Origin of the sequence: Vineibacter terrae (assembly GCF_008039615.1) — a bacterium.
GTDB lineage: Bacteria > Pseudomonadota > Alphaproteobacteria > Reyranellales > Reyranellaceae > Vineibacter > Vineibacter terrae.
This window is the reverse complement of record NZ_VDUZ01000001.1, coordinates 294,320-320,295: the sequence shown is the minus strand read 5'-3', so window position 1 is coordinate 320,295 and position 25,976 is coordinate 294,320. Positions and strand designations below refer to the sequence as shown.

Genomic DNA, 25,976 nt, shown 5'->3' with positions numbered 1-25,976 from the left:
AGGAGATCCCTCGCTGCGCTCGGGATGGCGGATGTAGCGATTCCCAGCGCTAGCCGCTGCGCCGCTGCAGCTCGGCGATCAGCCCGTCGATGCCGTTGCGCTGGATGTAGGCGTTGAAATCGGACCGCCGTGTCGCGGCCATGCTGACGCCCTCGATCGACACGTCGGTGATGCGGCCGTTATGCACTTCCCAGACCAGCCGGACCGGTTGCGAGCTGTTGGGCTGCACGATCTGGCTGTCGACCAGTTGCGCGCTGCCATTGGTCGACACCTTGCCGACGGTGAAGGTCTGGCCGCTGTACTGCTTGAAGCGGTCGGAGTAGGCCTTGACCTCGGCCTTCTGGAAGACGGCCAGGAACTTCTGCCGCTGCTCGGGCGTGGCCGCGTTCCAGTGGCGGCCCAGCACGCTGCGGCCGATGGCCTGCAGATCGAAGCTCTCGTTCATGACGCTGGTCAGGGTCGCCTCGCGGGCGGCGTCCGAAGCGCCGCCCTTCAGCACCTGCAGGATGCGGTTGGCGCCGTTTCGGACGACCTCGGCTGCATCCGCGGCCAGGACCGGCGCGCCTGACGCAGCGATCAGCAGGGCGGCGGCGCCCAGGGTGCGGACGCTGGCGCGACGTGTCAGCACGGGAGTGAACATACGCTACCTCCAGGATACGGTGGACGCCGACGGCCCAAAGACCGATTCTGCGAGCCCTACATCGTCGAGGCCATGGCCAAACTGTGGCTGTGATATGGCAGGTCCCGGCACGGGGTAAATGGACAACGATGGGGAGAAAACAAGGTGAAGCCCGATATTCTGCTGGCGGTTCCCCTGATCGACAACGCCATGGCGGCGCTCGATGACGCCTTCATCGTGCATCGCCTGTGGCAGGCGCCCGACGGCGGCGCCTTCCTGGCCGCGATCGCCGGGCGCGTGCGCGGCGCGGCGACGACCGGCGCCACGGGGCTGAAGGGCGACCTGATCGAGCGCCTGCCGCGGCTGGAGGTGGTGGCTTCCTATGGCGTCGGCACCGATGCGATCGATCTGGCGACCTGCCGCCGGCGCGGCATCGGCGTCTCCAACACGCCCGACGTGCTCACGGCCGAGGTGGCCGATTTTGCGATGACGCTGCTGCTGGCCAGCGCCCGGCGCGTGCCGCAGGCCGACGCCTATGTGCGCCGGGGCGATTACGAACGCGACGGCAAGGACCAGTATCCGCTGACGCGCCGGGTGCGCGGCAAGAAGGTCGGCATCGTCGGGCTGGGCCAGATCGGGCAGGCGTTTGCCAGCCTGTGCCTGGCTTTCGGCATGGACGTGGCATGGTACGGGCCGCGGCCCAAGCCCGGCGTGCCGTACCGGCACGTCGAGGATCTCGCGCAGCTGGCGGGGCAGGTCGACTACCTGGTGCTGACCTGCAAGGGCGGCGCCGAGACGGCCGGCCTGGTCGACGCTGCGGTGCTTGAGGCGCTGGGCGCCAAGGGCACGCTGGTGAACGTGGCCCGCGGCTCGGTGGTCGACGAGGCGGCGCTGGTGGCGGCATTGCAGGACGGCACGCTCGGCGCCGCCGCGCTCGACGTCTACGCCGACGAGCCCAACGTCCCGGCGGCCCTCATCGCCATGGACAATGTCGTGCTGCAGCCCCATGTCGCCAGCGGCACGGTCGAGACCCGCGGCGCCATGGGCCAGCTCGTGGTCGACAATCTCAAGTCCTGGTTCGGTCACGGCAGGCTGCTGACGCCGGTGGCATGACGGGACGGGACCGGCTACACACGAATCGCGTTCAGGAGGAAGCAATGGCCAAGAACGGCAAGGACCCCTCGAAGCTGCGCAGCCGCGAATGGTTCGACAGCAAGAGCGACCCGACCATGACGGCGCTCTATCTCGAGCGCTACATGAATTTCGGCCTGACCCTGGCCGAGCTGCGCAGCGGCAAGCCCATCATCGGCATCGCGCAGACGGGCAGCGACCTGTCGCCGTGCAACCGCCATCACCTCGATTTGGCGTGGCGCATCCGCGACGGCATCCGCGACAGCGGCGGCATTCCCATCGAGTTCCCGGTGCACCCGATCCAGGAATCGGGCAAGCGCCCGACGGCGGCGCTTGACCGCAACCTCGCCTACCTCAGCGCCGTGGAGTCGATGTACGGTTACTTCTTCGACGGCGTGGTGCTGACGACCGGCTGCGACAAGACCACGCCGGCCATGATCATGGCCGCCGCCACGGTCGACCTCCCGTCGATCGTGCTATCGGGCGGGCCGATGCTGGACGGTCATTTCGTCGGTGGGTTGGCCGGCTCGGGCACCATCGTCTGGTACGCGCGTCAGGAACTGGCGGCCGGGCGCATCAACATGGACCAGTTCATCGAGATGGTGGCTTCCTCGGCGCCCAGCGTCGGGCACTGCAACACCATGGGCACGGCGCTGTCGATGAACAGCATGGCCGAGGCGCTGGGCATGTCGCTGCCGGGCTGCGCTGCCATCCCCGGTCCCTACAAGGAACGCGGCCAGATGGCCTACGAGACCGGAAGGCGCATCGTCGACATGGTGTGGGAGGACCTGCGGCCCTCGAAGATCCTGACCCGCCAGGCATTCGAGAACGCCATCGTGGCGGCGAGCGCGCTCGGCGCCTCGACCAACTGCCCGCCGCACATCAACGCCATCGCGCGCCACATCGGTGTGAAGCTCGAGACCAGGGACTGGGACAAGATCGGCTACGATATCCCGCTGCTGGTCAACTGCATGCCGGCCGGCAAGTATCTGGGCGAGGCGTTCCACCGCGCCGGCGGCGTGCCGACGGTGATGGCCGAGCTGCTTCGCAAGGGCAAGGGACACGGCGATGCGCTCACCGTGTCGGGCAAGACGATGGCCGAGAACGTAAAGTCGGCCAAGCCGGTCGACAACGACGTCATCATGTCCTACGATAAGCCGATGCTGAAGGAGGCCGGCTTCGCCGTGCTGAGCGGCAACCTGTTCGACTCGGCCATCATGAAGACCTCGGTGATCTCACCCGAGTTCCGCCAGAAATATCTGGAGAAGCCGGGTGACAAGGGCGCCTTCGAGGGCACCGCGATCGTGTTCGACGGGCCGGAGGACTACCATCACCGCATCAACGATCCGTCGCTGCCGATCGACGAGAACAGCATCCTGTTCATCCGCTACACCGGGCCGGTGGGCTATCCCGGCGCGGCCGAGGTGGTGAACATGCTGCCGCCCGACCGGCTGGTGAAGGGCGGCATCCTGCTGCTGCCCTGCGTCGGCGACGGCCGCCAGAGCGGCACCTCGGCCAGCCCGTCGATCCTCAACGCTTCGCCTGAGGCCGCGGTGGGCGGCGGGCTTGCCTTGCTCAAGACCGGCGACAAGGTGCGCGTCGACCTCAACAAGCGTACGGCGAATATCCTGGTCTCCGACGAGGAGCTCGCCAGGCGCAAGGCGGCCTGGAAGCCGAGCTATCCGGCGAGCCAGACGCCGTGGCAGGAGCTGCAGCGCAAGTTCGTGGGCCAGCTCGACAGCGGCGCGTGCCTCGACTTCGCGGTCGACTTCCAGCGCATATCGGAGACCAAGGGCGTGCCGCGGCATTCGCACTGAGCCGCGGCATCGCCGTTTTCGCAACAGCGTGCATTTCGCATGATGGCGGCGCAGCCTATCTATGGGCTGCCAAGACGATGGCGGAACGTTAAGAACCGCCATCGTTTTCCTCCAGGTGCCGGGAGGCGACCATGCGTACGACGATCCTCGATATCCAGAAGATGAAGCAGCGTGGCGAACGCTTCGCCATGGTGACGGCCTATGACTACACGGCCGCCAGGCTGGCCGACCGGGCCGGCATTCCGCTGCTGCTGGTGGGCGACTCGCTGGGCATGGTGATGCTGGGGCATTCGACCACCGTGCCGGTCACGATCAACGACATGGTGCATCACGCCGCCTGCGTCGTGCGCGGCAGCGCCAAGGCGATGGTCGTGGGCGACCTGCCGTTCCTGTCATACGCCAATGCCGATCGCGCCGTCGATGCGGCGGCGCGGCTGATGCAGGAGGCGGGCGTGCAGGCGGTGAAGCTGGAGGGCGGGGCGGCCGTCGCGCCGATCGTGCGCCGGCTGGTCGACCTCGGCATTCCGGTGATGGGCCATCTCGGGTTCACGCCGCAATCGGTGCACCAGATCGGCCTGCGCGTGCAGGGCCGCAGCGTGGCGGCGGCGCGGCAGCTGATGGCCGATGCCGCGGCGCTGGCCGATGCCGGCGCCTTTGCCGTCGTGCTCGAGCTGGTGCCGATGTCACTGGCGCAGGCCGTGACGGCGCGGCTGGCCGTGCCGACGATCGGCATCGGTGCCGGCGCGGGATGCGATGGCCAGGTCCAGGTCTGGCACGACCTGCTGGGCCTCTATGACGAGATGCAGCCGCGTCACGCCAAGCGCTATGCCGAGCTGGGCAAGTCCATCGAGGCGGCGCTGCGCGCCTACGCCACCGAGGTGCGCGATGGCGGCTTTCCCACCGCCGCCAACGGCTCCGACATGAAGGCCGAGGATCTCGCCGCGGCCCTCGCCGCGACCGACGGCGCCACGACCTGAGAGAGGTATCGGCATGGATGTGATCGCGACGGTCGCCGGCTTCCGCGAAGCGCGGGCGCGTTATCCACGCCTCGGCGTCGTGCCCACGATGGGCTTCCTGCACGAAGGGCATCTCAGCCTGGTGCGCCAGGCCAGGCAGGAATGCGGCGCCGCCGCGGCCACCATCTTCGTGAACCCGACCCAGTTCGGGCCGCGCGAGGATTTCAGCACCTATCCGCGCAACATGGAGCGCGACCTGGCGCTGCTGCGCGATCTGGGCACCGACCTCGTGTTCGCCCCCGATGTCGCCGAGATGTATCCGCCGGGGTACGCGATCGGGGTGGAGGTCGGGGGCGTCACCGACGTGCTCGAAGGCGCCGTCCGCCCGGGCCATTTCCTTGGCGTCGCGACCGTCGTGTGCAAGCTGTTCAACATCACGCAGCCGACACGCGCCTATTTCGGCCAGAAGGATGCGCAGCAGACCGTGGTGATCCGCAAGATGGTGCGCGACCTCGACATGCCGCTCGAGGTCGTCGTGTGCGCGACCGTGCGCGAGGCCGATGGCCTGGCGATGAGCAGCCGCAACACCTACCTGGCGCCGGCCGAGCGCCAGGCCGCCACCATCCTGTACCGCGCCCTGCGCGCCGCCGAGTCGCGCCACGCTGCCGGCGAGCGCGATGCCGAGGCGCTGCGGGCAGTCTTGCGCACGACGCTTGCCGGCGAGCCGGCGGCCAACCCCGATTACGTCAGCGTCGCCGACCGCGAGACCTTGCGCGAGCTGGAAACGGTGCCGCCGCAGGGCGCGCTGCTGTCGCTGGCCGTGCGCCTCGGCAAGACGCGCCTGATCGACAACATCATCGTCGGCGGCTGACCGGGCCGGCTTGCCTGTCCGGGATATTCCGTCACATCCCCAGCCGACTGTCACCCGAGCCGATTTGACATCCCGAGCCATCCCGTCATCCCGAGCGCAGCGAGGGATCTCCCGCGGCAAGACGCACCATGCGCCATTCGCGGGAGATCCCTCGCTGCGCTCGGGATGACGGTCGGCGCGCCGACAGCCGCGATTGCACCGATCGCGGCGTTTGCGCGGACCGCGATATGCGCTAGGCTCGCCGTGATCCGGCATCAAGACCGGTGTCGGGATGGAAGCGCCACGGGAGGACTCATGAAGCGCGCATTGGCATTGGCCCTCGCGAGCGCCGTCGCATTCGGCGCCGCGACCGCGCAAGCCCAGGAGAAGATCACCGTCTGGTTCACCAAGGCATTCTATCCGTCGGAGGACAAGGCGCTTCAGGACGCGATCGCGAAGTTCAAGGCCAAGACCGGCGTCGATGTCGAGCTGTCGCTGTTCTCGCCCGAGGACATCGTCACCAAGTCGGTCTCGGCGGTCGAGGCGGGGACCCCGCCCGATGTCGGCTTCGGCCTCACCTACGATTTCCGCGTCACCGGCAAATGGGCCTTCGAGGGCAAGCTCGAGGACATCACCGACGTGATCGAGCCGCTCAAGGCGCAGTATCTCGAGGGGCCGCTGTCGACCACCCTCCTGATGAACGGCAAGACCGGCAAGAAGGCCTACTACGCCGCGCCGGTCGAGCTGCAGCTCATGCATATCAACTACTGGGTCGACATGCTGCAGGATGCCGGCTTCCAGGAGAGCGACGTTCCCGAGGACTGGAAAGGGTTCTGGGACTTCTGGTGCGACAAGGTGCAGGGGGCGCTGCGCAAGAAGGGCCAGCGCGTCTTCGGCGTCGGCCATCCTGCCAGCATCCAGGCTTCCGACACGGTGTACTCGTTCCACATGTACATGAACGCATACAACGTGAAGGTGGTCGATGACGACGGCAAGCTGCTGCTCGACCAGGGCGACAACAAGGCCAACTTCGCCAAGGCCATCGGCGACTATGCCTCGGTGGTGTCGCGCGGCTGCTCGCCGGCCTCGTCCGTGAACTGGGGCGACGTCGACAACAACCTGAACTTCGCCAACAAGACGACGGTGCTGACGCACAACGCCACGATCTCGATCGCGGCGGCGCAGATGGACGCGATGAACAAGGCCGAGAACACGGCCGAGCAGCGCGCCACCGCCAAGACGAACTACTTCGAGAAGATCCGCACCCGCGCCTTCCCGAACAAGCCCGATGGCGGCAAGACCCCGCAGCTGGCGGCCGTGAAGACGGCGGTGATCTTCGCCGACGCCAAGAACAAGAAGCGGGCCAAGGAGTTCCTCGCCTTCTTCCTGACCGAGGAGAACCTGCAGCCCTATGTCGAAGGCTCGCTGGGGCGCTGGGTGCCGGTGACCAGGAAGGCGATCGAGGCGCCGTTCTGGACCGACGGCAAGGATCCGCACCGGGCCCAGGTCATCAAGCAGCTCAACGAAGGCACCGTCTACTTCCCGTTCACCAAGAACTGGAAGTTCACGGTCGTGAACGCCGAGAACGTCTGGGGCCGTGCCACCGCGCGCGTCGCCAAGGAGGGCGTCAAGCCGGACGTCGCGGCCGAGGACGCGATCAAGCGCATCAAGGAGATCCTGGCGCAGTGAGTTCCTTCTCCCGCTGGCGGGAGAAGGTGGCCGCTGCGACAGCGGCGGCCGGATGAGGGGCCAAGGTCTCGGCCTGTGATCCCTCACCCTCCCATTGCGCTGGCGCGCAACGGGCCCCGCCCTCTCCCGCCTGCGGGAGAGGGGATCTTCAAGGAGCATCACCGATGACCGCTGTCACGATGGACATGGCCGCGGCGCCACCGCGCAAGCGGATGTCGGAGGAGATGTTCTGGGCGATCGCGCTGATCGTGCCCTACGTTGTCGTCTTCGCCTTCTTCGTCGTCTACCCGGTGGGCTACGGCTTCTGGCTGGGCTCAGGCGCGGCCAGCTTCAAGAAGCTGTTCCAGGATCCGATCTTTGTCACGACGCTGTGGAACACGGCGATCTTCGTGCTGGTCGCGGTCAACCTCAAGATGGTCGTGGCGCTGGGCCTGTCGGCCTTCTTCATCCTCGAGTTCCGCTGGATACGCTGGCTGTCGGTGGTCTTCATCCTGGCTTGGGCGATGCCTTCGATCCCCAGCATCCTGTCGATCCGCTGGATGTTCAATCCCGAGTGGGGGATGGTGAACAACCTGCTGTTCAAGTGGTTCCAGATCGAAGGCCCGGGCTGGCTCACCGAGCGGCATTACGGCCTCATGCTTGCCATCCTGGTGCATATCTGGAAGTCACTGCCGTTCTGGACCCTGATCCTGGTGGCGGCGCGGCTGGCGATCCCGCGCGACCTCTACGAATCGGCCGATGTCGACGGCGCCACGCGCTGGCAGCGGTTCCGCTTCATCACCTGGCCGGCGATGCGGGCGCCCTACCTGACGTCGGTGCTGCTGTCGTCGATCTGGACGCTGGGCGACTTCAACAGCATCTACCTGCTGACCGGCGGCGGGCCCAACGATTCGACGCAGGTGCTGGCCACGCTCGGCGTGCGCTACCTGCGCATCGACCAGTTCGATGTCGGCATGGCGGCGGTGATCTGCGCCATGCCGGCGATCCTGCCCATGGTGTTCTTCCTGATGAAGCGGCTGAGCAAGGTCGACGAGGCATGACCGTGACACGCTTCCTGGAGCGCTTGCCGCTCTACCTGGTCGGCCTTGCGGTCGCGCTGTGGACGCTGCTGCCGATCTACCACCTGCTGATCATCGCCCTGTCGCCACCCGACAAGGCGGTGGCCGGCGACATCATCCCGCAGGCGGTGACGCTGCAGAACTTTGTCACCATCCTGGGCTCCAGGCACAACCTGGTGCAGAATTTCTGGACGCAGCTCTGGAACAGCACCTTGATCGCCGTCGTGACCGCGGTGCTGACGCTGGTGGTGGGGATCGGCGCCAATTTCTCGATCTCGCGGCTGCGCCTGCCCGGCGGCCGCATCGTCACCAACATCGCGCTGCTGACCTACCTGATCCCGGCCGCGTTCCTGGCGCTGCCGATGTACCGGACCATGGGGCAGTACGGCTTCCTCGACAAGCCGTGGTCGATGATCTTCGCCATGGTCACCCTGGCGGCGCCCTATGCTATCTGGGTGATGAACCAGGCGTCGGCCAAGCTGCCCTACGAGCTCGACGAGGCCGCCCGCATCGACGGCGCCACGCCGCTGCAGATCCTGCGCTTCGTCTACCTGCCGCTGATGGCGCCGACCATGGTGGCCATCGGCATTTATGCCTTGCTGCTCGCCTGGAACGAATATCTCTACGCCTTCCTGATGCTGTCGACGGAACGGCAGCTCACGCTGGCGCCGGCGCTGGGCATCTTCCTCGCCTTCGACGATGCGCCCTGGGCGCTGATGATGGCGGCGGGCGCGCTCTACGCGCTGCCGCCGACGCTCGTCTACTACCTGTTCCGCCGCTACATGGTCGGCGGCCTCACCGCCGGCGCGGTCAAGGGCTAGGGCAGGGCGTGCGCATGTGGCGTCGCCGGCCGAACTATCGAAAGACGAACCACAGAGGTGCAGCGCAGCCTTTGGCGGCACTCCAAGGCAAGCCGACGATGTATCCCTTCTCCCCGCCTTCGCGGCAGGGTATTCGCATATGCCCCTACCGTCATCCCGAGCGTAGCGAGGGATCTCCCGCGAATTGCGCACCGTGCGCCTTGCCGCAGGAGATCCCTCGCTGGCGCTCGGGATGACGGCGAAGTCATATGCGAATGCCCTGGCCTTCGCGGGGAGAAGGGATACAGGCTGCGCTGTGCCTCTGTGGTTTGCTTTCCTGGCGCCGCAGGCGATCGCCTGCCGTCGGCAAGCGAGCAGGGTTGAGACGGGAGGAAGGCGATGGCGTCAGTCGAGCTGCGCGGCGTGCGCAAGGTCTATGGCGGCAACGTCGCGGCGATCCATGGCGTCGACGTCGAGATCCCTGACGGCGAATTCGTCGTGCTGGTCGGGCCGTCGGGCTGCGGCAAGTCGACCCTGCTGCGCATGATCGCCGGCCTGGAGGAGATCACTGGCGGCGAGGTGCGCATCGGTACCAAGCGGGTCAACGAGCTGCCGGCCAAGGATCGCGACATCGCCATGGTGTTCCAGAGCTACGCGCTCTACCCGCACATGACGGTGCGCGAGAACATGGGCTTCTCGCTGCGGCTGCGCAAGGCGCCGAAGGCGGAGATCGAGCGCGGCGTGGCCAACGCGGCGCAGATCCTCGGGCTGACGCCGTACCTGGACCGGCTGCCGCGGCATCTGTCGGGTGGCCAGCGGCAGCGGGTCGCCATGGGCCGCGCCATCGTGCGCAACCCGCAGGTGTTCCTGTTCGACGAGCCGCTCAGCAACCTCGACGCCAAGCTGCGGGTGCAGATGCGCACCGAGCTGAAGGCCTTGCACCAGCGCCTCAAGACCACCTCGATCTATGTCACCCACGACCAGGTCGAGGCGATGACCCTGGCCGACCGCATCGTGGTGCTGCATGACGGGCGGGTCGAGCAGATCGGCGCGCCGCTCGATCTTTACGACGCGCCGGTCAACCAGTTCGTGGCCGGCTTCATCGGCTCGCCGGCGATGAACTTCATGTCAGGCACGGCCCGGCGCGCCAACGGCACGGCCTGGGTGGCCACGAGTGACGGCACCCGGCTGCCGTTGCCGCCGGGCGCCAAGGGCGACGACGGGCAGGGGGTCGTGTACGGCGTCCGTCCCGAGCACCTGGCCCTGAGTGGCGTTACCGAAGGCTTCCCGCTGGCCGTCTCGGTGGTCGAGCCCACCGGCGCCGACACGCTGGTGTTCGGCACGGTGGGCGGCAGCGAGATCTGCGCCGTGTTCGAGGACCGCCACGCTTTCCGCCCCGGCGAGACGATCCACCTGGCGCCCAAGAACAACCGCGTGCACCTGTTCAACGCCGACACCGGCGTGACGCTGTAGCTTCAGGACCGTCATCCCGAGCGCCCCTTCGACAGGCTCAGGCGAGGGATCTCCTGCGAGTGGCGCCGAGTGTGTCTTTCGCGGGAGATCCCTCGCTGCGCTCGGGATGACGGTGCGTGACGCCGGCGTTATGGCGTACGGCCCGCTGCGTAACGCAATGGCACATTTGCACCGCGCGTTGCGTCGCCTGCGGCACGGGGCTACGGTTGCGTCAGGTCTGATGCGTCACTGTTGCTTCAGCATTGGAGGGCCCCATGGCACTGCTCGATGAACTCCTGGGTGGCGTCCTGCGCAGCGCGTTGGGGGGCAGTGGCACGGGCACGGCCGGCTCCGGCAAGGCGGCGTTGATCCAGGCGGTGCTGGCCATGCTGCTGCAGGGCGGCCTCGGCGGCGGACGCCAGCCGCAAGGTGCTCCCGGCGGGTCGGGCGGTGACCTCGGCAGCATCCTGGGCGGCCTGTTGGGCGGTGGCGGCAATCCCGCTGCCGGTGCTCCCGGCGGGTCGGGCGGTGACCTCGGCAGCATCCTGGGCGGCCTGTTGGGCGGCGGCAGCAATCCCGCTGCCGGTGCTGCGCCCGGCGGTGGCCTCGGTGGCGCCTTGGGCGGCGGCCTTGGCGGGCTGGGACAGGTCCTGGAGCAGGCCGGCCTGGGCGAGCACATGAAATCCTGGGTATCGACCGGCCAGAACATGCCGCTCTCGCCCGACCAGGTGACCCAGGTCTTCGGCCATGATCGCCTCGGTCAGCTGGCGGAAGCTGCCGGCATGGACCAGAAGGACGCCGCCGACCAGCTGTCGCAGATCCTGCCGCAGCTGGTCGACGGCATGACGCCGGCCGGCGGATTGCCGCAAGGTGACGAGGTCTCGCAGGACGACCTCGGCCAGCTCGTGTCGCGGGTCCTCTCCGGCCGCTAGGATCCGGATCGCTGGTCGCTGACACATCTGTCATCCCGAGCGACAGCGAGGGATCTCCCGCGAATGACGCACCGTGCGCCTTGCCGCAGGAGATCCCTCGCCTGAGCCTGTCGAAGGGGCGCTCGGGATGACGATGAAGATGACGGTCGCAGCTTCTCGTCGAGCGCTCAGTCGCGCACGCGCTGCTCGACGCTGACCGGCGCGCCGCTCTGGTCGATCAGCAGGATCGCGTAGGGCGACGTCACCCTGTGCGGCAGCACGGCGCTGCCAGGTGGTCGAGTCTCCTCGATCAACACGATCACGCGGTCGCCGCGCTGCTCGGTGCCCAGGATTCCGACATGATAGCCCGGTGTCGGGCGCTGGCCGAGCAGGATCGCGACACCGGTCTGGCGCGACGGGTCGAACGCCGGTGCCGGGTCGCGGCGCAGGCTGGACCACAGCGCATGCCATTCGGCATTGGTGGTGGCGACCTGCGTCTCGCGGCCTGCCGCGCCGGCTTCCGGCCCCTGCCAGGTGCGGTAGGGCACCGGCTCCGTGCCGCCGGGCAGCACCAGCTCGGCGAGACCGAATCCGGCCAGGCCCAGGGCCGCCAGGACCACGAACATGGCGCCAAGGCGCGGACGACGGCGGGCCCCCGGCGCCTTGGGCCGGGGGGCGAGCGGTCGGAGCATTCCGCGATGGTGAGCGATTGCCATGCCGTACATCTAGGCGTCGAGCGTGGCCGCTTTGCGGACTGGAATGGGGCCGTTCCGCGATCCTGCGTGACGAAATCGTGGCACCGCGGGTCCAGTCTATCTGCCTGGACATGCAATTTCCTTGGCCAAGTCACGCATTCTGGCCGGTGAAGGGATCTGCGACCCGTGGCCAGTAGGGCACGGTGCGCTTGGTGTGGCGGATATTGGCGAAATCCGGCTCGATGCCGCCGTGGGTGGTCACGTAGTGGACCTTGGACGCCAGCGGCGCGAAGCCGGCGTAGAAGTGCTGGCTCGACTTCACGACGATCAGCCGGTAGCGCGCCGGGTCTAGCCCCAGCGGCGCGAAGGCGTCGGGGTGGAAAAGCTGCGTGCGCCGGGTGTTGATCACGATGTCGATGCCGTCGGCCTGCAGCCAGGCAAGGTTGCCGGTGCCGTTCTTGGTGGGGCCGAAGCTCTGTCGGCAATCATAGGCTAGCTTCTTGACCGTGACCCGCAGGTCGACCGGTTGGCCGCTGATCGGGCCGCACTTGCCGCCGATGCGCATGTCCAGCGTGGCGCCTTCGCCGGCTTCCTCGGCGATCTGGAACGCCACCGGATCCCACAGCAGCCCGATCAGGGCGCCCTTGTAGTCGCGCCGCAGCAGGGCCTCGAGCACGAAGGTCGAATCGCTGGGCGAGCCGCCGCCGGCGTTGTCGGCGACGTCGGCCAGCACCACGGGCCGGCCGGCCTGCGCCGACTCGGCGTCGGCGACGGCGTCGTCGGGCTGCCAGTAGGTCACCAGCGTGCTGTCGCGCATGGCGAAGAGTTCCTGGCCGAGCTGCCGGGCCACGGCCGCCGCCTTGGCGGCATCGCCGTCGGCGACGACCAGCGACTGCGTGCCGACCTCGGCCACGTCGCCCCAGGGGAAGCCATGGCCCAGCGACACCGACAGCACGCCGTCCTTGCCCTCCAGCGCCTGCATGCGCGCCACGAAGCTTTTCATCGGCTCGACCGGCGTGCGGTACATGCCCACCATGCGGCAGTCGTAGACGGCCATCACCGGCCGCGTCTTGCCTTCGGCGGCATCGGCGCACAGCGTGAACAGCTCCTCGGCGCGCTCGGCCATGTCGATGTGCGGATACTCCTTGAAGGTCACCAGCACATCGGCCTGCGTGATCATCGCCGTGGTGATGTGGCAGTGCAGGTCGAGCTCGCCGCCGATGATGGCCCGGGGGCCAGCCAGCGCTCGCACCCGGCTCAGCAGGTCGCCTTCGCAATCGTCATAGCCGTCCGCCACCATCGCCCCATGCATCGACAGCAGCACGATGTCGACCGGCAGCGCCTTCTCGAGGTCGGCCAGGATCTCGTCACGATAGCCTTCGTAGACGGCGCGCACGGTCACGCCCGCCGGCTGGGCGAAGGCGAACAGGCTTTCCACGACCGTCCAGCCGCGCGTCTCGGCCCGGCGCCGCCAGACATGCAGCGGTGCCGAGAACAGGTTGGGCGTGTGCCGCGTCGCGTCGCCGTGGAAGACTCCGTTCTCCTCGAAATTGCGCCGCCCGGTGGGGAACGGCACGAAGGTGTTGGTCTCGGTGCCCAGGCAGGCGATGAAGACTTTCATGGCGCTCCCGTCCGTCGTGGCCGGCAAGCGTAGCCGAGCTTTCGCATCGCTGCCATCCCGAGCGCAGCGGCGCACGACGGAGCGTTTGTGCGCGGTCGCGACGGCGGGCTAACGTGGCGCCTCACGCAAGCGAGCGCGGACAAGCGATGACCGAAGCCTTGAAGAAACGCGACTATGCCGCCGGCGCGACCGGGCCGCTGACCGGCCTGCGGGTGATGGACCTGTCGCGGCTGGTGGCCGGCAACACGCTGACCCAAATGCTGGGCGACTACGGCGCCGAGGTGATCAAGGTCGAGCCGCCCGAGGGCGACACCCTGCGCGCCTGGCGGGTCGAGGGCGTCGAGACCAACTGGAAGATCTTCGCGCGCAACAAGAAGAGCCTGGCCGTCGATTTCCGCAAGGCGCCGGTGCGCGACCTTCTGCTGAAGCTGCTGCCGTCCTGCGCCGTGTTCGTCGAGAGCTTCCGGCCGGGGACCCTGGAGAAGATGGGCCTGGCGCCCGACACCCTGCTGGCAGCCAACCCGAGGCTGGTGATCGTGCGCATCTCCGGCTGGGGCCAGACCGGTCCCTATAGCCACCGCCCGGGTTTCGGCACCCTGGTCGAAGGCATGAGCGGCTTTGCCTCGATGAACGGCTTCGAGGACCGCGAGCCCGTGCTGCCGCCGATGTACCTGGCCGACACCATCGCCGGGCTGAGCGGGGTGGGGGCGGTGATGATGGCGCTGCGCGCGGTCGAGGTGAACGGCGGCGCCGGGCAGGTGATCGACCTGCCGCTGCTGGACCCGCTGTTCAACGCGCTCGGCCCGCAGGCCGCGAACTACCGGCTGACCGGCGCCATCAAGCCGCGCACCGGCAGCCGCTCGACCAACGCCGCGCCGCGCAACGTCTATCGCACCAGGGACGGCGGCTGGGTCTGCCTGTCGGCCTCGACCCAGGGCATGACGGAGCGGCTGTTCCGCGCCATCGACCGGGCCGACCTGATCAATGATCCACGCTACCGCACCAACGCCGACCGCGTGCAGCGCTCCGAGGAGCTCGACGCCATCATCGGCGCCTTCGTCGGCGCCCGCACGCTGGAAGAGACCGTGGCGTATTTCGACGCCGCCGCGGTGACCATCGGCCCGGTCTACGACGTGAACCAGATCCTGCGCGACCCGCATGTCGTCGAGCGCGAGATCCTGGCCGACTATCCCGACGCGGAGATGGGCCAGTTCCCGATGCATCCGGTCATCCCGCGCCTGTCCGGCACGCCCGGCTCGATCCGCTCCCGGGCACCGAGGCTGGGCGAGCACAACCGCGCGCTGCTGGCCGAAATCGGCGTGTCGGATGCCGACTACGCGGCGCTGAAGGCCCAGGGCGTCGTGATCGAGGCTGACTTGCCGGGAGCGCGCCACTCCAGTGGCGCACCGGCGCGCAGCGCCGGATCATGAGCGGCGCTGGGAAGCAGCCGGCCCTTCGGGCCGATGCGCCACTGCTGTGGCGCGCTGCCGGCATGGAGGAGGTGTCATGAAGGCGGAAAAGGACCTGCCCGTCTGGCGCTCGCTGCTCTACGTGCCGGTGAATGTCGAGAAGTTCGTCGACAAGGCCCACACACGTGGCGCCGATGTGGTGCAGCTCGACCTCGAGGACAGCGTGCCGCCGGGCGAGAAGGCGCGGGCGCGCATGCTGGTCGAGGCAGCCGCCGCGCGTGTGAGCCGCGGCGGCGCCGACGTGGTCGTGCGCATCAACCGGCCGCTGCAGATGGCGGTGCGCGACCTGGAGGCCGCGGTCTGCCCCGGCGTGCACGGCATCGCCGTGACCAAGGTCGAGGGCCCGGACCACATCCGGCTGCTCGACGAGCTGGTGGGCGAGCTGGAGCAGCAGCGCGGCCTGGCGCCCGGCCACACCAAGCTCATCGCCATGATCGAGACGCCGCGCAGCTATTTCGACATGCCGGCGATTGCCGCCGCCTGCGAGCGCCTGGTGGCCATGAGCATCGGCGGCGAGGATTTCGCATCGGAGGTCGGCATGGAGCCGACCGAGGAGACCTTGCTGCTGCCCAAGCAGACCATGATCTACGCCGCCCGGTCGGCCGGCCTGATGCCGTTCGGCTACATCGCCAGCGTCGCCGGCTTCGGTGACCGGGACGGCTTTCGCCGCATGGTGCGCCGCTCGCGCCAGTTCGGCTTCATGGGCGCAAGCTGCATCCATCCGGGGCAGGTGGCGATCGTCAACGAGGAATACACCCCCTCGGCCGAGGAGGTCGCCTATGCCCGGCGCCTCATCGAGGAGGACCGCAAGCAGGCCGCCTCCGGCCGCGGCTCCTTCGCCGTCGACGGCAAGATGATCGACATCCCGGTGATCCGCCGCGCCGAGACGCTGCTGCGCCGCCACGACGCCATCGCCGCCCGCGAAGCGCGCAAGCAGGCGGCGACGGGTTAGGCGGCAGCGTCACCCCGAGCAAGCCACTGTCATCCTGGGCGAAGCCCGGGGGTGACAGGCCTGGGAAGCGGGGCTAGGATCGTGTTTGTTGCTTGCAGCACGAGGCGATCATGAGCGTCACCATTCGCCCGCTTCATCCGGTCTTTGTCGGCGAGGTGTCCGGCGTCGATCTGCGCCGGCCGATGGCGCCCGACGAGGTCGCGGCCATCGAGGCCGGCATGGACAAATATGCGGTGCTGGTCTTCCACGGCCAGGACATCAGCGACGAGCAGCAGGTCGCCTTCACGCGCAATTTCGGCCAGATCGAGCTGGCGGTCGGCGGCAACATCACCAAGGCCAACGAGCGGCGCATCAGCGGCGAGCTGGCCGACATCTCCAACCTCGACCCCGACAGCAAGATCTACCAGCGCGACGACCGGCGCCGGATGTTCAACCTGGGCAACCGCCTGTGGCATTCCGACAGCTCCTTCCGCGCCGTGCCGGCGAAGTACTCGCTGCTGTCGGGCCGTGCCGTGCCCTCGCACGGCGGCAACACCGAGTTCGCCGACATGCGCGCCGCGTACGATGCGCTCGACGATGCCACCAAGGCCGAGATCGAGGGGCTGGTCTGCGAGCATTCGCTGATCTACTCGCGCGGCCAGCTGGGCTTCGGCGAGTTCAGCGAGGAGGAGCGCGCCATGTTCAGGCCGGTGCGCCAGAGCTTGGTGCGCACCCATCCCGTGACCGGCCGCAAGTCGCTGTTCCTGGCCTCGCACGCCGGCACGATCGTGGGCTGGCCGATGCCTGAGGCGCGCGCCTTCCTGCGCGACCTCATCGAGCACGCCACCCAGCGCGAATTCGTCCACGCGCACCAGTGGTGCCAGCACGACCTGGTGATGTGGGACAACCGCCAGACCATGCACCGCGCGCGGCGCTACGACGAGACCGGCGAGGTCCGCGACATGCGCCGCACCACCGTCGCCGGCGAGGCCCCGACCGCGCAGCAGGCGGCGGCGTAAATTTTCCTCCCCAGCAAAGCTGGGGAGGTGCCCCGAAGGGGCGGAGGGGAGCCGACGTGATCTTTGCAACGGAGACCACGTCAGGTCCCCATCCGGCCTTCGGCCACCTTCCCCACTGCGTGGGGAAGGAAGCTCAATCCACGATCGCCTGGTAGCTGAGCACGCGCAGCTCGCGGCGGATCGGGTAGGTCGACGACGGCATCAGCTGCGTCAGCAGGATCACGTACATGTCCTCGGCCGGGTCGATCCAGAAGGCGGTGCTGGCGGCGCCGCCCCAGGCATACTCGCCGGGCGTCCCCAGGATCTGCGCCTTGGCCGGATCGAGCGTCACCGAGAAGCCGAGCCCGAAGCCGATGCCGGCATAGGTCGATTCGCTGAACCGCGGCTGGCCCATGTCGGCCATGTCGCCGGCCAGGTGGTTGCTGGTCATCAGCTCGACCGTCTTGCGGCCCAGCAGGCGCTTGCCGTCGAGCGTGCCCTTGTTCAGCATCATCTGGCAGAAGCGCATGTAGTCCGCCGCCGTCGACAGCAGGCCGCCGCCGCCCGAGCACAGGCGTTTGGTCAGGAAGCGGCTCTTCTGCGGGTCCTCGATCTGCTTGATGCCGCCGCCCTCGTCGGGACCGTAGTTGGCGGCGAAGCGCTCGACCTTGTCGGCCGGCACCTGGAAGGACGTGTCGGTCATGCCCAGCGGTGCGATCACGCGCTCGTGCAGGAAGGTCTCGAACGGCTGGCCCGAGATCACCTCGACCAGATAGCCCAGCACGTCGGTGGCGATGCTGTAGTTCCATTCCGTGCCGGGCTGGGCGATGAGGGGCAGGCTGGCGGCCAGCTCGACCACCTCCCTGAGGCTGGCCTTGGAGGTCTGGAAGTCGACGCCGGCATCGCGGTACATGGCATCGACCGGGCTTGCCTCCATGAAGCCGTAGGTCAGGCCCGACGTGTGCGAGAGCAGGTCGCGGAAGGTGATGTCGCGCTGCGCCGGCTCGCTCTCGTACTTGCCGCGTGATCCCGAGACGTAGACCCGCATGTTCTTGAACGCCGGCAGGAAGCGCGTGATCGGGTCGTCGAGCTGGAAGCGGCCTTCCTCGTACAGCATCATGATGGCGACGCTGGTGAGCGGCTTGGTCATCGAATAGATGCGGAAGATGGTGTCGGGCCGCATCGGCTTGTCGCGCGCCAGGTCGGCCTTGCCACAGGTATGCATCAGCGCCATCTGGCCGCGCCGGCTCACCACCGAGATCAGGCCGGCGAGCTTCTTCTGGTCGACCAGGGCCTGCATCCAGCCGCGGATGCGGTCCAGCCGTTCCGGGCTGAGCCCGTGGCCGGCGGAATCGATCTTGGCGACGACATTCATGGACTGTCCTTTCACGGGCGTGATGGCGATCGGCGGCAGCCTATGGCGGTCGCCGCTGGCGGGCCAGCACCGCGCGCGGCAGGCTGGGTCGCGCCTAGCGCAACAGACCCTGCTCGCGCAGGTAGCGCGCGACGCCGGGATGCAGCAGCGCCGGCCGCGGCACGGCGGCGGCCGTGTTCGCGGCCGTGGTCTCGCGCGCCTGCGCCAGGCGCTGCGCCAGCGCCGGCTCGCCGCGATGCAGCGCCCGCGCCAGGCGCCAAGCCACGTCGTCAGGCAGTGTCGGCCGCGCCATGATGAAGCTCCACGAGCCGACCGAGCGCAGCTCGGTGTCCTGGTTGGGATAGCTGCCGGCCGGAATCGCCAGCGGCCGCAGGAAGCTGTGCCTGGCGCGGATGCGCGCGATCTCCTCGGCGCTGGGCGTGATGAAGCGGGCGCCGGGCTCGCTGCGCGCCATGGTGGCGAAGCCGGGCCAGCCGATGCCGCCGCCCCATAGCGCGGCGGCGCGGCCGTCCAGCACCATCGCCGGGCCGTCGCCGGCGCGCTCGAGATAGATCGCCTGGAAGTCGCGGTCCTGGTCCAGCCCGATGCCGTCCAGCACGTAGCGCGCCAGGATCACCAGGCCCGAGCCGCGGGCGCCGAACGCCACCTTCTGCCCCTTGAGATCCTGGATGCTGCGATAGGAGCTGTCGGCGCGCACGACGAACATGCCGGCGGTGGCGTACATGGCGGCGATGATCTTCAGGTCGGCCGGTGCGCGGCCGACGCCGTTCAGCGCCTCGAACGCGGCTTCGCCCTGGACCAGCGCGATGTCCAGGCTGCCGGCCTCCAGCAGCGGTATGTTCTCGGCGCTGCCCTTGGTGTTGCGCGGCTGCACCAGGAGGCTGGCGTCGGTGTCGTTGATCGTCTGCGCCATGGCATCGCCGTAGACCGGAAAGCCGCCGCCCGGCGTCGCAGTGCCCAAGGTCACGATCGTCTTGTCCTGCGCCTGCGCCGCGCCGAAGGCGGCGGCGCAGATCAGCACGGACAGCGCGATGGTCAGGCTCGTCATGGTGCCTCCTGCGCGTCTTCGCACGGCGCAGGATGACAGAAAGCGCGGCGCCGGCGCCAGGGCCCAGGCAGGTTTTGTATTCGAACGCAGTGCGGTGTAGCATGGGCGGGCAGCGTGGAGGTCGCCGATGCAGTGGAACAAGCTCGAGGACGAGGCGTGCTCGATGGCGCGCACGATCGCCGTGATCGGCGACCGCTGGACGCTGCTGATCCTGCGCGACTGCTTCCTGCGGGTGCGCCGGTTCGAGGATTTTCAGCAGCGCCTGGGCATCACGCGGCCGATCCTGGCCGACCGGCTGCGCAAGCTGGTGGCGAAGTTCGTCCTGGCCAAGGTCCCATACCAGGAGCGGCCGGTGCGCTATGAGTACCGGCTGACGCCCAAGGGGCTCGACCTCTATCCCGTCGTGATGTCGATCGTGCACTGGGGCGACGTCCACATGTCCGACCGCAAGGGCCGGCCGCTGCTGCACCGCCATGAGCTCTGCGGCAAGGATTTCGACCCGGTGCTGGTGTGCTCCGAATGCGGCGAGCCCTTGGTGCCGCGCCAGGTCCATGTGCATCCCGGCCCCGGCGCCGGCAGCCCCCGGCATGTCCCGCTCGGCATGGACGTCCCGGTTCCGCGCCAGCCCGCCCGCAAGCGCGCCTGAACCCTGGCAACGAAGACTGTCATTTCTTCCCCCGAGCAGGGCAATCGCATACGGCGTTGCCGGCCGGACTGTCGGAAGACGAACCACAGAGGCACAGCGCAGTCCTTTGGCCGCAACCAAATAGCGGAGGAGTGCTTCATGGTGAGCACAGGTGAATGCTTCGCATTCACCTGTGCTCACCATGAAGGCTATCCAAATCACCACAGGTCGCGGAGATTCTTGAGGTTAGTAGTACAGAGGTCACACAGAGCAGGACATGATCGCGCGCCGAAGGCGCGCAACAGCTTTCTCTCTGTGCTGCCTCTGTACTACTGACTTCAAGAATCTTCGCGAGCCGCGGTGATTTTTGTAGCCTTCATGGTGAGCTTGTCGAACCATGAAGGCGTCGCACGGGCAGCGGTGCGACGCTTCATGGTTCGACAAGCTCACCATGAAGCGCTTTCCCCACATTTGGTTGCGGCCAAAGGCTGCGCTGTGTCTCTGTGCCTCTGTGGTTTGCTTCCTGGCACCACGCACAATCGCCTGAGGGTGGTGGACGCATGCGGCGGTCACGCCGCCAGCAGGCCGCCCAGGCGCTGGCGGATGATCTGCCCGGCCTCGCGCATGATGCGGTCGATCAGCTCCTTGCAGGTCGGGATGTCGTGGATCAGGCCGGCCACCATGCCGCAGCTCCAGGCGGCTGCGTCCATCTCACCCTCCTGCAGCACGCGACGGCTCTTGGCGCCGGCGACCAGGTGGCGGATGTCCTCGATGGTCGTGGCCGCGCCCTTGTCGCGCTCGATCGCGACGATCTGCTCGACGGCAGCGTTGGTCAGCACGCGCTCGGTGTTGCGCAGCGGTCGCATGATCAGACGCGTCTGCAGCTCGTCCGCCGCGACCAGCGCCTGCTTCACGTTGTCATGCACCGGCGCTTCCCTGGTGGCGATGAAGCGGGTGCCCATGTTCATGCCGTCGGCGCCCAGCGACAGCGCGGCCACCAGGCTGCGCGCGTCGGCCATGCCGCCGGAGGCGACGAACGGGATCTTCAGCGCCTCGGCCGCGCGCGGCAGCAGGATCATGTTGGGGACGTCATCCTCGCCGGGGTGGCCGCCGCACTCGAAGCCGTCGACGCTGACGGCGTCGCAGCCGATGCGCTCGGCCTTGAGCGAGTGGCGCACCGAGGTACATTTGTGGATCACCTTGATGCCGGCCGCCTTGAGCTGCGGCATGTGCTGCTCGGGGCTGCGGCCGGCCGTCTCCACGATCTTCACGCCGCCGTCGATGATCGCCCGGATGTACTCGGGATAGGGCGGCGCCGAGAACGACGGCAGGAACGTCAGGTTGACGCCGATCGGCTTGTCCGTCATCTCGCGGCAGCGCGCGATCTCGCGCGCCATGTCCTTGGGCGTCGGTTGCGTCAGCGCCGTGATGATGCCCAGGCCGCCGGCATTGGACACCGCCGCCGCCAGCTCGGCATAGCCGACATAGTGCATGCCGCCCTGGATGATGGGATGCGCGATTCCGAACAGTTCCGTGATGCGTGTCTTCATGTGGCGCGATCGTTCCCTGGTTGACGCGGCAAGGCTGCCGGCCGGCAACTGTCAATTCGGAATCAGCACGGGTCAACATAGTTTTTCTCACGCCGATCCCGGTATTTCTTGCCGCATGGCAGGTTGATTAGTTTGAAAATAGAACTTATGATCCGAGCATCAACGAAGCGGCCAGGGCAGGGGGCGACCATGCGATCTATCACGGCGGAAGCAGCTTCATTGCTCGCCGGCCTGCCCCGGCGGCTGGGCCATATCGTCGATGCGCCGGCGCGCGCGCAGCCGGACCATCCGGCGCTGATCGCCGGCGACACGGTGTGGACCTACGGCGAGCTGGCGGCGATCACGGCCGAGGCTGCCGCGGCGCTGCGCCAGCTGGGCGTGCGGCCGGGCGACCGGCTCATGGTGGTGAGCGAGAACGGCCTGGCGCTGGCCGCCCTGGTGCTGGCGTCGTCGGCGCTCGATGCCTGGGTGGTGGTCGGCAATCCGCGCCTGTCGGCGCGTGAGATCGACCTGATCCGCGACCACAGCGGCGCCCGGCGCGTTCTCTACGCCGTCGATGTCTCCGAGCCGGCGCGCCAGCACGCGGCGCGGCACGGCGCCGCCATCACGACCTTGGGCCGGCTGGGCACGCTGGGCATCGGCCCCCTGAACGCGGCCGCTGTCCCGGAGCCGGTCGAAGCCGACGGCGCGCGCCAGGCGGCGGCGCTGCTCTACACCTCGGGCACCACCGGCAACCCCAAGGGCGTGATGCTCACGCACCGCAACATCCTGTTCAACGCCGCCGTCACCCAGGTGACGCGCGCGCCGACGCCGGCCGACCAGATCTACGGCGTGCTGCCGATGTCGCACATCGTAGGCTTCTCCATCATCCTGGCGTCGTCGCTGATGGCGGGCAGCACGGTCCACCTCGTGCCGCGCTACGATCCCGCCGCCTTCGTCGCCGCGGTCGCGGCCGGCACCGTGACCATGCTGTTCGGCGTGCCCGCCACCTACCAGCGCCTGCTGGAGCACAAATCCGTCGCCGGGCTGAAGGCGCTGCCGCGCGGCCGGCTGCGCATGCTGTTCGTGGCCGGCGCGCCGTTGGATCCGGCCCTGAAGCGCCAGGTCGAGGCCGCGCTCGGCCTGCCGCTGCTCAACGGCTACGGCATCACGGAATGCGCGCCCGGCATCTCCGGCGTGCGCCCCGACGCGCCGCGCCAGGACGAGTCGGTGGGGCCGATCATCCCCGGCATCGAGGTCCGCCTCGTCGGGCGCGACGGCAGCCCGGTGGCGCCGGGCGCCGTGGGCGAGCTGCATGTGCGCGGACCCAACGTGATGCGCGGCTACTACCGCGCGCCGGAAGCGACGGCGGCGGCGATCGACGCCGAGGGCTGGTTCAACACCGGCGATCTGGCGCGGCTCGAGGGCGATGCGCTGTTCATCGCCGGCCGCACCAAGGAGCTGATCATCCGCTCCGGCTTCAATGTCTATCCGGCCGAGGTCGAGGCGGTGCTGAATGCCCATCCCGGCGTCGTGCAGTCGGCGGTCGTGGGCCGCGCGCGCGACGGCAACGAGGAGGTCGTCGCCTTCGTGCAGCTGCTGCCCGGCGCCTGCGTCACGGTCAGCGAGCTGATGGCCCATGCCTCGGGCCAGCTCGCCGCCTACAAGCGGCCGGCCGAGATCATCGTCCTGGAAGCGTTGCCGGCCGGTGCCACCGGCAAGATACTGAAGCATCGGCTGGCAGAGGCGGCGCAGGAAGAGGCGGCCCGCCGGGGCACGCGAAAGAGCGCCTGAGTTCGGAAATCAAACGCCGGAGGATCTTGTGCAACACCGCAACGCGACAGCCGCCGTGATCGGCGCCGGGGACTATATCGGCTCGGCCATCGCCAAGAAGTTCGCGGCCGAGGGCTTCACCATCTTTGCCGGCCGCCGCAACGGCGACAAGCTGGCGCCGCTGGTGGCCGAGGTCGAGGCCGCGGGCGGGCGCATCGTGGCGCGCTCGCTCGATGCCCGCAAGGAGGAGGACATCACCGCCTTCCTGCAGGCGGCCGACCAGCATGCGCCGCTGGAGGTCTGCATCTTCAACATCGGGGCCAACGTCAACTTCCCGCTGCTCGACACCACCGAGCGGGTGTTCCGCAAGGTCTGGGAGATGGCCTGCTATTCCGGCTTCCTGGCCGGTCGCGAGGCGGCGCGCCTGATGCTGCCGCACGGCGGCGGCTGCATCTTCTTCACCGGCGCCACCGCCAGCCTGCGCGGCGGCGTCGGCTATGCCGCCTTCGCCGCCGCCAAGGCGGGCCTGCGCGCCATGGCCCAGGCGGCGGCGCGCGAGCTGGGCCCCAGGAACATCCATGTCGCGCACCTGGTGATCGATTCGGGCGTCGACACGGCCTGGGTGCGCGAGCGCATCAAGGACCGTGAAGGCGAGGCGGCGCTGCAGAACCTCGACCCGGGACGCCTAATGCGTCCGGAGGCCGTCGCCGAGACCTACTGGCAGCTCTATAGTCAGCCGCGCGATGCCTGGACCTTCGAGCAGGAAATCCGTCCCTTTGGCGAGAAATGGTGAGACGATGTCGGCGGTAGAATTCCACTTCGATTTCGGCAGCCCCAATGCCTATCTGTCGCATTTGGTGATCCCGGACATCGAGAAGCGCACCGGGGCGAAATTCCAGTATGTCCCGATCCTGCTGGGCGGCATCTTCAAGCTCGCCGGCAACCGTTCTCCCGCCGAGGCCTTCGCGGGCATCAAGAACAAGCCCGAGTACGAGCGGCTGGAGATGAGCCGGTTCCTGCGCCGGCACGGCATCACCCGCTTCAAGCTCAACCCGTTCTTCCCGGTGAACACGCTGATGCTGATGCGCGGCGCCGTGGCGGCCCAGACGCTGGGCATCTTCGAGCGCTATGTCGAGGAGGTCTACCGCCACATGTGGGCCGATCCGAAGAAGATGGACGATCCCGCCGTGCTGCGCGCGGCGCTGGACGAGTCGGGCCTGCCCACCGCGAAGCTGTTCGAGCTGGTGCAGAGCCAGGACGTGAAGGACCGCCTGATGGCCAGCACCCAGAGCTCGTTCGAGCGCGGCACGTTCGGCTCGCCCACCTTCTTCGTCGGCGACGAGATCTTCTTCGGCAAGGACCGCCTGCGCGACGTCGAGGACGAGATCAAGGCGCAGCAGGCGAAGTGAAACTCTTCATGTCTTTCCTCCCCAGCTTTGCTGGGGAGGTGCCCCGAAGGGGCGGAGGGGAGCCGACGTGGTCTTGATAGTGGAGACCGCGTCGGCTCCCCCTCCGGCACAGGTATTTCGACGCAACGCGTCGAAATACCGAATCGGCCACCTCCCCCAACTGCGTTGGGGGAGGGAAGATGTACCTCACCCCGGCTGCAGGCCGGCGGCGTCGACGATCTTCTTCCACTTCACGGTCTCGGCCGCGACATGGCGCGCCAGGTCGGCGGCCGATCCCGGCAGCGGCACGGCGCCGACCTCGCGGATCTGGCGCTGAATGTCGGCCGAGCGCACGCCTGAGGTGACCGCCTCGCTCAGCTGCGCCACGATCGGCTCCGGCGTGCCGGCCGGCGCCGCCACGTAGAGCCACACCACCGCGTCGTAGCCTGGCACCGCCACCTCGGCGATGGTGGGCACGTCGGGCAGATCGGGCGCGCGTGTCGGCGAGGTGACGCCGAGCGCCCGGATGGCGCCGCTGCGGATGTGCGGCAGGTGGATCGAGATGCTGTCCATGGCCGACGGAATGCGGCCGGCCAGCAGATCCTGCAGCAGCAGCGCGCTGCCCTTGTACGGCACGTTCTCGGCCTCGATGCCGGTCATGGCCTTGAACAGCTCCATGCCCAGATGCGAGGAGCTGCCCAGCCCGGTCGAGCCGTAGTTCATGCTGCCGGGCTTGGCCTTGGCCAGCGCGATGTATTCGGCGACCGTCGTGGCCGGCACGTCGCGATGCACCAGCAGCACGTTGGGCACGCTGCCCACCAGCGCCACCGGCACGAAATCCTTGGCCGTGTCGAACGGCATGTCCTTGTAGATGAACTGGTTGGTGACGGCGGTGCCCAGCGTGCCGAACAGCAGGGCGTAGCCGTCGGGCGCGGCACGGGCCACCTGGGCCGCGGCGATGTTGCCGCCGGCGCCGGGTCGGTTGTCGACGATCACCTGCGTCTTGAGCGTCGCCGCCAGGTGCTGCGCCACGATGCGCGCCAGGATGTCGGTGATGCCGCCGGGCGCGAAGCCCAGCACGAGCCTGATCGGCTTGGCCGGATAGGCGTCGGCCGCGATGCCGGCCCGTGCAATGAAGGGCGCGGTGATCAGGGCGGCGCCGCTCGCGAGCAGCCGGCGACGGGGGAGGGAAGAAGTCATCAAGCTGTCCTGCGTTGATCTGTCATGGGCCAAGCTGTCAT

At 68.4% G+C, this 25,976-nt stretch carries 23 protein-coding genes; 16 read left to right on the top strand and 7 right to left on the bottom strand.

The window, feature by feature from the left end; genetic code table 11:
* Nucleotides 1-49 precede the first annotated feature (49 nt).
* Nucleotides 50-640 (bottom strand): MlaC/ttg2D family ABC transporter substrate-binding protein, encoded by a 591-nt coding sequence (locus FHP25_RS01520; protein WP_147845106.1) that lies wholly within the window; start codon nt 638-640, stop codon nt 50-52.
* A 144-nt stretch (nt 641-784) separates the two neighbouring features.
* On the opposite strand from FHP25_RS01520, the gene FHP25_RS01515 reads away from it, so the two are divergent.
* The 9 genes from FHP25_RS01515 (at nt 785) to FHP25_RS01475 (ending at nt 11,304) form a co-directional block, all read left to right on the top strand.
* On the top strand, nt 785-1,732 hold the full coding sequence (locus tag FHP25_RS01515; RefSeq protein WP_218578118.1) for a 2-hydroxyacid dehydrogenase: 948 nt from the start codon (nt 785-787) through the stop codon (nt 1,730-1,732).
* A 44-nt stretch (nt 1,733-1,776) separates the two neighbouring features.
* Nucleotides 1,777-3,567: an IlvD/Edd family dehydratase gene (locus FHP25_RS01510; protein WP_147845105.1), complete on the top strand. Its 1,791-nt coding sequence runs from the start codon at nt 1,777-1,779 to the stop codon at nt 3,565-3,567.
* Between the two features lie 131 nt (nt 3,568-3,698).
* The gene (panB, locus tag FHP25_RS01505; protein ID WP_147845104.1) at nt 3,699-4,544 is read left to right on the top strand and encodes a 3-methyl-2-oxobutanoate hydroxymethyltransferase; all 846 of its coding nucleotides are present in this window, start codon (nt 3,699-3,701) and stop codon (nt 4,542-4,544) included.
* A 13-nt stretch (nt 4,545-4,557) separates the two neighbouring features.
* A complete protein-coding gene (panC, locus tag FHP25_RS01500; protein ID WP_147845103.1) occupies nt 4,558-5,394 on the top strand; it encodes a pantoate--beta-alanine ligase in 837 nt (278 codons plus the stop codon).
* Nucleotides 5,395-5,688: 294 nt separating this feature from the next.
* On the top strand, nt 5,689-7,062 hold the full coding sequence (locus FHP25_RS01495; RefSeq protein WP_147845102.1) for an ABC transporter substrate-binding protein: 1,374 nt from the start codon (nt 5,689-5,691) through the stop codon (nt 7,060-7,062).
* A gap of 164 nt (nt 7,063-7,226) precedes the next feature.
* Nucleotides 7,227-8,102 (top strand): carbohydrate ABC transporter permease, encoded by an 876-nt coding sequence (locus tag FHP25_RS01490; protein WP_147845101.1) that lies wholly within the window; start codon nt 7,227-7,229, stop codon nt 8,100-8,102.
* A complete protein-coding gene (locus FHP25_RS01485) occupies nt 8,099-8,941 on the top strand; it encodes a carbohydrate ABC transporter permease (RefSeq protein ID WP_147845100.1) in 843 nt (280 codons plus the stop codon). Before FHP25_RS01490 ends, FHP25_RS01485 begins: the two co-directional genes overlap by 4 nt.
* A 378-nt stretch (nt 8,942-9,319) precedes the next feature.
* Complete coding sequence (locus FHP25_RS01480) at nt 9,320-10,393, top strand: ABC transporter ATP-binding protein (protein WP_147845099.1); 1,074 nt, start codon at nt 9,320-9,322, stop codon at nt 10,391-10,393.
* A 254-nt stretch (nt 10,394-10,647) separates the two neighbouring features.
* Nucleotides 10,648-11,304, top strand: a complete 657-nt coding sequence (locus tag FHP25_RS01475) for a YidB family protein (RefSeq protein ID WP_147845098.1) — start codon at nt 10,648-10,650, stop codon at nt 11,302-11,304.
* Nucleotides 11,305-11,471: 167 nt separating this feature from the next.
* Here the strand turns inward: FHP25_RS01475 and FHP25_RS01470 are convergent, their stop codons facing one another.
* Together FHP25_RS01470 and FHP25_RS01465 are read right to left on the bottom strand one after the other, a co-directional pair.
* The gene (locus FHP25_RS01470; RefSeq protein WP_178133203.1) at nt 11,472-11,975 is read right to left on the bottom strand and encodes a protease complex subunit PrcB family protein; all 504 of its coding nucleotides are present in this window, start codon (nt 11,973-11,975) and stop codon (nt 11,472-11,474) included.
* Between the two features lie 154 nt (nt 11,976-12,129).
* The gene (locus tag FHP25_RS01465; RefSeq protein WP_147845096.1) at nt 12,130-13,599 is read right to left on the bottom strand and encodes a M81 family metallopeptidase; all 1,470 of its coding nucleotides are present in this window, start codon (nt 13,597-13,599) and stop codon (nt 12,130-12,132) included.
* A 146-nt stretch (nt 13,600-13,745) separates the two neighbouring features.
* Between FHP25_RS01465 and FHP25_RS01460 the strand changes: the two genes are divergently transcribed.
* From FHP25_RS01460 to FHP25_RS01450, 3 genes are all read left to right on the top strand, one after another.
* Complete coding sequence (locus FHP25_RS01460; RefSeq protein WP_147845095.1) at nt 13,746-15,029, top strand: CaiB/BaiF CoA transferase family protein; 1,284 nt, start codon at nt 13,746-13,748, stop codon at nt 15,027-15,029.
* 76 nt (nt 15,030-15,105) lie between these two features.
* Nucleotides 15,106-16,020, top strand: a complete 915-nt coding sequence (locus FHP25_RS01455; protein WP_147845094.1) for an HpcH/HpaI aldolase/citrate lyase family protein — start codon at nt 15,106-15,108, stop codon at nt 16,018-16,020.
* Between the two features lie 110 nt (nt 16,021-16,130).
* Complete coding sequence (locus FHP25_RS01450; protein WP_147845093.1) at nt 16,131-17,018, top strand: TauD/TfdA dioxygenase family protein; 888 nt, start codon at nt 16,131-16,133, stop codon at nt 17,016-17,018.
* 133 nt (nt 17,019-17,151) lie between these two features.
* Here the strand turns inward: FHP25_RS01450 and FHP25_RS01445 are convergent, their stop codons facing one another.
* Both FHP25_RS01445 and FHP25_RS01440 read right to left on the bottom strand, forming a co-directional pair.
* Nucleotides 17,152-18,372, bottom strand: a complete 1,221-nt coding sequence (locus FHP25_RS01445) for a serine hydrolase domain-containing protein (protein WP_147845092.1) — start codon at nt 18,370-18,372, stop codon at nt 17,152-17,154.
* 94 nt (nt 18,373-18,466) lie between these two features.
* Nucleotides 18,467-19,420, bottom strand: coding sequence for a TAXI family TRAP transporter solute-binding subunit (locus FHP25_RS01440; RefSeq protein ID WP_147845091.1), 954 nt, complete (start codon nt 19,418-19,420; stop codon nt 18,467-18,469).
* A 127-nt stretch (nt 19,421-19,547) separates the two neighbouring features.
* Here FHP25_RS01440 and FHP25_RS01435 point away from each other — a divergent pair, with 127 nt between their 5' ends.
* Nucleotides 19,548-20,066, top strand: a complete 519-nt coding sequence (locus tag FHP25_RS01435; RefSeq protein ID WP_147845090.1) for a winged helix-turn-helix transcriptional regulator — start codon at nt 19,548-19,550, stop codon at nt 20,064-20,066.
* A 548-nt stretch (nt 20,067-20,614) separates the two neighbouring features.
* Here the strand turns inward: FHP25_RS01435 and FHP25_RS01430 are convergent.
* Nucleotides 20,615-21,595, bottom strand: coding sequence for an NAD(P)H-dependent flavin oxidoreductase (locus tag FHP25_RS01430; protein ID WP_147845089.1), 981 nt, complete (start codon nt 21,593-21,595; stop codon nt 20,615-20,617).
* Between the two features lie 189 nt (nt 21,596-21,784).
* Between FHP25_RS01430 and FHP25_RS01425 the strand changes: the two genes are divergently transcribed.
* Genes FHP25_RS01425 through FHP25_RS01415 form a run of 3 tightly spaced genes read left to right on the top strand, consistent with a single transcriptional unit; the run spans nt 21,785 to nt 24,756 of the window.
* Nucleotides 21,785-23,368, top strand: coding sequence for a class I adenylate-forming enzyme family protein (locus tag FHP25_RS01425; protein WP_147845088.1), 1,584 nt, complete (start codon nt 21,785-21,787; stop codon nt 23,366-23,368).
* Between the two features lie 28 nt (nt 23,369-23,396).
* Nucleotides 23,397-24,140, top strand: coding sequence for an SDR family oxidoreductase (locus FHP25_RS01420; RefSeq protein ID WP_147845087.1), 744 nt, complete (start codon nt 23,397-23,399; stop codon nt 24,138-24,140).
* A gap of 4 nt (nt 24,141-24,144) precedes the next feature.
* A complete protein-coding gene (locus FHP25_RS01415) occupies nt 24,145-24,756 on the top strand; it encodes a 2-hydroxychromene-2-carboxylate isomerase (protein WP_147845086.1) in 612 nt (203 codons plus the stop codon).
* 186 nt (nt 24,757-24,942) lie between these two features.
* On the opposite strand, the gene FHP25_RS01410 is transcribed toward FHP25_RS01415, so the two are convergent.
* Nucleotides 24,943-25,935, bottom strand: a complete 993-nt coding sequence (locus tag FHP25_RS01410; protein ID WP_147845085.1) for a Bug family tripartite tricarboxylate transporter substrate binding protein — start codon at nt 25,933-25,935, stop codon at nt 24,943-24,945.
* Nucleotides 25,936-25,976 lie beyond the last annotated feature (41 nt).